The sequence below is a fragment of the Roseovarius sp. MMSF_3281 genome (assembly GCF_030733685.1).
GTDB lineage: Bacteria > Pseudomonadota > Alphaproteobacteria > Rhodobacterales > Rhodobacteraceae > Roseovarius.
Genome location: NZ_JASHIM010000058.1, coordinates 1 through 1,394, shown reverse-complemented (window position 1 = coordinate 1,394; position 1,394 = coordinate 1). Strand labels below are relative to the sequence as shown.

Genomic DNA, 1,394 nt, shown 5'->3' with positions numbered 1-1,394 from the left:
GGTCGTGTCGCGAATGCTGTGGAAATTCCTTGGCGGCGCGCTCCGGGCATATGAAGAGTCGGTGTTTTAGGCTGCGAGGTCAAGGGGCATGGGTTCGAGGGGCTGAGAGAGGGTTTCCCAGCCGTCGACCTTTCGCATCTGGATCTGACCGGAGGCGAGCAGCGCCCATAGCAGCATCGGCACGGTCTCGGCACAGGGCAACACGGTCTGGGTCTTGATGCGGCGGCGGAACTCCTCGTTGAGGCGCTCAATGGCGTTGGTGGTCCTGGCGGACTTCCATTGCGTTGGATCGAGGCGGGTGAATGTGAAGAGCCGGTCCCCCGCTTCCTCCAGGCTATCGGCGACAGCCCGGCACTTCAGGCGCCACTTGCGCAGGAACGCCCTGCGCCGCTTATCGATCTCGGCCGCGGTGTCGGCATAGATCATGTCCCGGTAGTCTTCGGTCAGCTCGTCATGCATGTGCTTCGGGGCATGGGCCAGAAGGTTGCGGTGCTTGTGAACCGTGCAGCGCTGGATCGGCAGATCCTCTCCCCACAACCCCACGAGCGCAGCTTCCAGCCCCGGGGCGCCATCAACGATCACGAATTCGGGCCGTTTCAGGTCTCGGGCATCAAGATCATCGAGGAACTGTCGCCATGCAGCGGTGCTCTCGCCGCCCATGTTTCTTATGGAAAGCAGCACCTTCTGACCGTCGCGCCGCACGCCGATGGCGGCCAGCACCGAGATGTTCGTGGCCTTCTTGTCGATGCGGGTCTTGATCACGGTGCCATCGAGAATGATGCGAATGATGTCCTCATCGGCGAGGCTGCGGGCGCACCACGCGTCCCAGTCGACTTTCACCTTGCGCCAGGCGCGGCTGACCACGTCCTTGCTGACGGCGCCCTCGAACAGCCCGAACAGTGCCCGCTTGACGCGCCGGGTATTGGTGCCGGAGAGATAGACTGCGGCGATCAAGGCTTCGGCCTTCTTGGTCAACCGCTGGTAACGGGGCAGCGCTTTCGAGCGCCATTCCGTCACCTTGCCAGCGTCATCCTCGATCCGGGCCCGCGGCACCCTCACCGTTTCCGTCCCGAAGGTGCCGGTGAGCTGCCGTTCGCGGTGCCCGTGGCGATAGCCTTTCGCAGCTCCGTCGCCACGGTCGTAGCGCAGGCGACCAAGAAAGCTGGCGAGTTCCTCCTCAAAAACGGCCTCGATGGTCGCGCGGACGTTCATCCGGAGCCGCTCCTCGATCGGATCGAACCCGGCCTCATGGGCCAGTAGCGAAAAGCTGGAAGTATCGGTATTCTTGGTCATGGCGTGATCTCCCTGGCGGTTGCCGCCGCCGGTTGGGTGGGTGGATGTTCACCCGGAGATTACGCCGCCTTCAAATTTCCACCAACTCCGAGACACGACCC

General features: G+C 63.3%; 1 protein-coding gene. It reads right to left on the bottom strand.

Translation table 11 applies throughout. The features are described from left to right. Positions 1-66: 66 nt before the first annotated feature. Entirely contained in the window at positions 67-1,293 is a 1,227-nt protein-coding gene (locus RBB32_RS21280) for an IS256 family transposase (RefSeq protein WP_073038252.1), read from the bottom strand. Between the last annotated feature and the right edge of the window lie 101 nt (positions 1,294-1,394).